This is a genomic window from Hydrotalea sp. AMD (assembly GCF_004100315.1).
Taxonomy (GTDB): Bacteria; Bacteroidota; Bacteroidia; order Chitinophagales; family Chitinophagaceae; genus Hydrotalea; species Hydrotalea flava.
On the sequence record NZ_SCKY01000055.1, the window covers coordinates 1 to 5,334 of the forward strand.

General features: G+C 41.0%; 2 protein-coding genes and 1 tRNA gene. 1 reads left to right on the forward strand and 2 read right to left on the reverse strand.

Annotation, left to right across the window (positions count from 1 at the left end):
- Window positions 1-368: 368 nt before the first annotated feature.
- Both EO766_RS17660 and EO766_RS17665 read right to left on the reverse strand, forming a co-directional pair.
- On the reverse strand, window positions 369-506 hold the full coding sequence (locus EO766_RS17660) for a hypothetical protein (RefSeq protein ID WP_287101704.1): 138 nt from the start codon (window positions 504-506) through the stop codon (window positions 369-371).
- Window positions 507-835: 329 nt separating this feature from the next.
- A tRNA-His gene (locus EO766_RS17665) sits at window positions 836-911 on the reverse strand.
- Between the two features lie 504 nt (window positions 912-1,415).
- Here EO766_RS17665 and EO766_RS17670 point away from each other — a divergent pair.
- Entirely contained in the window at window positions 1,416-5,213 is a 3,798-nt protein-coding gene (locus tag EO766_RS17670) for a hypothetical protein (protein WP_287101705.1), read from the forward strand.
- The last annotated feature ends 121 nt before the right edge of the window (window positions 5,214-5,334 follow it).

Genomic DNA, 5,334 nt, shown 5'->3' on the forward strand with positions numbered 1-5,334 from the left:
ATACATGTATTTCCACTAGATTCTCCTGAGTCAACATTTATAGCGCCGCCAAAAAGCGGCAATTGTTGCTCAGGTGGGTCAATTTTAAGTTGGCGTTAGTGGGTCATTTTTACATTGGCGGTGACAACAAGTACCTAATATCTCAGTGGTTCTGGCCTTCAGCCCTGTCATAAACGAGCATTACCCTGCATCAATCTGAGCATAAAAATTAGAAACCACTCAATACACTGTTCAAATTAACAGCATTTTAGGTGTGTGCGCAAGGATGTCCGCTTAGGCCTAATAACTGCCCAAAAAAGCTGTGCAGCACTGTCCGCTTCAAACGGACTCGCATACTCTATAACTTGAGATCTTAAATACACTTCAAACTACACAAAGCCACCTTCATTGATGCTGGCGATATGATCCAGTAGTGCTGTAAGTCCTTTATCTTGAATCAAACTTTTACCGGTCGGATTACCGAGACTTGGTATCTCCTCGGTTTTTATCCAATGAATCACTGCCATCACGTCGAAATTACAAAGTGACAACAACCCCTAATCCCTAATTCCAAATCTGAAACGTTGCTTACAAAGTCAAAAAATTACAAAGACCAAAGGTTGCCCCCTGTGACAAGTCCGACCTTGACAAAGTAGACCGATACTCAAAAAGTGCTTGTGACAAATTTTTTGTCACAGAATTTGTCACAAAGTTGTCACAGGCTGGAAAAACTCTTTAGTTCACATTGGTTAAAAATGTGGGCGCAATGACCCAAAGATGGGGAATTTAAGTTACTTTTGAATACTCAAAAACAAAAAGGACCTAGCGGCAAATGCACGCTAAGTCCTTGAATTCTTGGGGCGAGGTATGGGGCTCGAACCCACGACCCACGGAATCACAATCCGTTGCTCTACCAACTGAGCTAACCCCGCCACTGGGTAAAAATTTTGGCCTGCCCGAAGGGACTCGAACCCCTGACCCTCGGCTTAGAAGATTGGTACTTGCAACTGTGTAGAAGACTACACAGTTAGTTCTAAAATGGCGTGAATACGTGCTCTCAGATGTAGTGCTTAGACACTGGTTTGCACCAACAATGTAGTTTTATATCAACAGAACAAGACCAATAACTTAGCAAATAACAGATTCAAAAGTTCCTAGGCGAGTATCGGCTCACTTGCACCTGTGGTGCAAGATACTCTACGGATACCAAGAAGACAACAAATTCAAGAAGTAAAAAAGCCTTTACTGTAGAGGGATCATCAGCATCAAAGTTTCCTGCAAAACGATTTGTTCTAAACACCCTACATTTCTGTTTAGATGGACTTTAATTGCAAATGTCATATTTCAGGGAGCACTGCTTTTGGAAGGTACAATTTGCTTGCGAAGCGGATTTAGATGTAAATAATAGATGATGGTATCAACTTTACAATGCCATCATGTCGCTCACACACCAAGGCGAATGGGTTCCCGATTTCATCATCCGAGCTCCGAGATTTTGCTTGGATCTGGCACAGATCGCCAAAAATGCTGACATCCCACCCAGCTTTTTAGACGATCTGATCATTTCATTACAGTTAGACGAATCGTTTTGGCTAAGCAAGTATCTTCACAACCAAACAAACGGCCCCACATTAGATCTTCCAGTGGACACGGAAGGCCAACTTCGCTACGTTCTGGGCTGGCTGACGATCGACTGTTATCGCATAACGATCGATAAATGGGGAAAGATTGATCCATTCTTTGGCAAACTGTCTAAGCTGATTAATGTTCTAAATCAACTCGACGCGTTTAAAAACTCAAATATTTACCAAAACCTACGCTCGGACACAAAGCTAAAGTTTGGAAACCGCGAAGCTGTACCCCGGGGCTCGGCCCCCTTTGCAGAGCTATTGAATCGCACAGGCATGTCAAACTGCAAGGGTATATATCCCCAAGTTGTTTTATGGCTATTAGAAAGAAACTATCAAACATACTTACATAGTAATAAGACCACCCTACTCTCTAGTCAAGCTTTTGATTTAGCCAACATTTTACGAAACCTCAACAGCCCGACATGGGAATTCCTTTCAAACCGCATAAAAGTCCAAAAGTGGGATACCGACTATTTGAAGTTTAGGCAAACAGTCATCCATGAGATATTTCACGGACATTTGGAATCTCAATCAACTGACTTCCAAAACTCTCAAAAAATTCGGAATCTTGCTCAAAAGATTGATGAATTCAGAGCGCTACCCATCATTTTTCTTAGTACAAGTGAACAACCAGCAGCTTTAATTGATAACTCAGTGAATTTAGCAAATATCCAAAATCAGATTGGAATCGAAAAATTAGAGCTCCCCACGCCTAGAAGGCATGAAAATCAAACGTCAGCAAACAAAGAAAACGATAAAAGCACGTCGCCAAGTGACAACAGGAAAAAACCAACGCGTAATCAAACAGTACTTAAAAAACCCGCAATCATTGAGGATGAGGATAGAAAATGGCAACGATCGGTTGAAGAATCAATATGGTCTGCAGCGAATCCTTACATCAATGAAATAGTTGAGGACTTTGTCACAAAATTTGAACACAATGCCGGTATTCCCGAGCAGATTCTTATGGTTCTCGCTAACAATCCGAATCTAGAAAAAGAAGACATAGAAATTCTAGCCGCCGTTGTTTGGCTTCAAATTACAACAAGCCAGCCGCTTCGAAATCTTGTTTTCACGGAGTCCACATTCAAAGCTCAAGAGGAATGGCGGCTCAATCCAGATTTAACCAAACTGCACAGAACAAGACCTCAATTCAACCCGGAATCAAATGCAGAAAGCGATCATTTGCCTACCGACGTGGTCACTATTCAGACCCTGGATCTACCGCAAAATGTTGTTAAAATTCTGTCGAAATATCGAACATTTAAATTACCAATACTAGAAATACTCAGCCAGGAAATAGATGACAGCAATCAGTCGAAAAATATAGAAGGAAACTCAACAAAAAGCTGCGAGACCAAAGTCCCTTCAAGAAGGATAGATAGGATATTACTCGGTCAAGATTTACTTAGTAAAACGCTGCAAATCGATCATTATAATTGGCCCTGTCATTGTTTACGATTAATACACAATCGCAAGACAAGAAACTTGACGGAAGGGCAATTGATACACATACGCCCCAATGAACAGCGCGATGCAAGCACAGCTTATTATCGGAAGGATACAACGAGCGGCACTAATATAGCCGGCTCGATACATTGCCCCAGCTTATCGCAAGTCAAGAAACAAATTGATACAGCGCTGCTGTCAATTGAATCAAAAATAAAGAGCCATGATATATACGAATTCTGGAATTCGTTAACTGATCTTGCAATTCTTTACCTAAGTATTTCGACCGCACCGAGACCACTTCTAGATCCTTTCGCCGAAACTATAAATTTTGATCTAAATAATCATCTTTTGATTCTAAAAGATAAAGATCTAGACAATCGAAATTCAACGAGAGTGGTTCCGCTCAACTCAGAGATCAGCCTTTGGTTAAAAGTGGTTTACTTCCCATTGCTAAAAGAATTAGCAAGTCACACTGAATGCAAAAAGCTAGCAACGATGATAGAAGTACTAAGCAATCCAGAAACAACCGAAAAACAAAAAATTCCTTTGTTCTTCTACATCAGCCCAAAGGGCATCGAACATATTGGGGAAAACTGGATTCAAAAATATATCAAAAATAAAAGTCTAGTCAGCAATTTCGCGAGACACTTAAGCTCAACCTACCTCGAACTTGCTGATCGAGAACTCAATGATATGCTTCTAGGCCATCAGCACTTAAAGTTACCGATTCACGGAACTAGCAGCATACGTGTAAGGCAAAGAGATCTTGATGCCATACGTGCAGGTACTTCAAAGCATCTTAAGGCGTTTCTTCCAAATCCACTTCCAACAGTAACGTTTCCTACGGGTGCACTTTTCAAGGGACGTAAATATCCGAAGTCATTCGGTGAGGAAAAACGTCGGAAAGAGCGATTAACTAAATTTTCCAAACTCAAGAGACAGATTGAATCAGTTGCAGCAGATATCAACAAACTTCCCTTAGGTCAACGCACAAAGGCTGCACAAGAGGCGCTCGCAATAATTAAATCAACTGAAAAATATCAAGACTCATTTAAAGCGCTAGCATTCCACTTTTGTGAATGTGTTGAAAGTGTGGACGTCGATGGGTTGCAATACAAAAGCTGGGAAGTACTTCAGGAGAAAAACCCAATTGATGCGAAGTGGATGAGCAACCTGCATAGAAGAAAGATCATCGAACCAGCGTTAAATAAATTGATAAAGGACCATCAGAATTTCAAATCCGTGAGTGACTTAAACCTTCTCTTCTCGTTTTCCTTAGTGATTTTTAATGGCATTACCGAACTAGCGATTCACAAGAAAGTTCTGGAAGAGGATTACCAATGCTTCAGCTTAGCTGACACGGTAAACATCGAATTCTCCTCTGAAGAAGTTGATCCCAACTTTGCAGCTACACGACGTCATCAACTATCGCAGCAGTCGGTGAGTATTTTGCAACGTCTCAAAAACGGGAGGGGGCGAGGCAAAAAAACAAGCGTAGCAAAACAGAAAATTAGTGATGATCTAAGAAACCAGATAAATCAAATCGAACTAGTGGGAACAGATTCATTATCTATAGTTGAGCAATTGATAATGCTTGAAAGAGCATTTCAAATTTATCACTTGCCTACCCCGATTGCGCAAATAGCAAGTGGCGAAATTCCGCATCGTTCAATGGATCGATCTAGCCTTGCCGCTCATAAACAGGGCATAAATATTCCAGATATTACAGAAAATCCCGCACCGCTAATTCCGTCACAACAAGCAACACAAAGGCTAGATGTCACTATCAGTCTAATTTTGGAACTGGCAGCCACACTTACGGATCAGCCAGAAGAATTCTTAATAAAAATAAACCAAATAAAGTGCAACCAAGCAGCCCCCCTCGCTCTAAAGGAATACTTGATTGACCTATTTAAGAGAAGGCACCTTGGAAGACCTCTGGCCAAAAGTACAAAAACGAAGTACCTCTCAAAACTTCGGCATTTTCTTGAATCCACTGAGATTATTTATCTTATTGAGATTCAAGACACGGATGGAATCAACGAGGAAATAGTCGATTTCTTAGAAAAACTAGGTCGAAAAAATAATGAGGCAGCAGAGTATGCACGTCACATCGACGCTTACTTCAACACAAAAGCGCTAGCCTGTTGATTTGCACCCAAATTTGACCCGGGATTTGCATTGAATTTTGACCCACCCCTTGGTGTCAGAATTATGTCTCGATTTTCAGTTTTCGGGTTTGTTTTTCCTCCTTCTTGTTCTGAGTTGAACT

Coding starts and splice junctions, on each gene's coding strand:
- EO766_RS17660 (WP_287101704.1), bottom strand. CDS start 506: ATGGCAGTGATTCATTGGATAAAAACCGAGGAGATACCAAGTCTCGGT.
- EO766_RS17670 (WP_287101705.1), top strand. CDS start 1,416: ATGTCGCTCACACACCAAGGCGAATGGGTTCCCGATTTCATCATCCGA.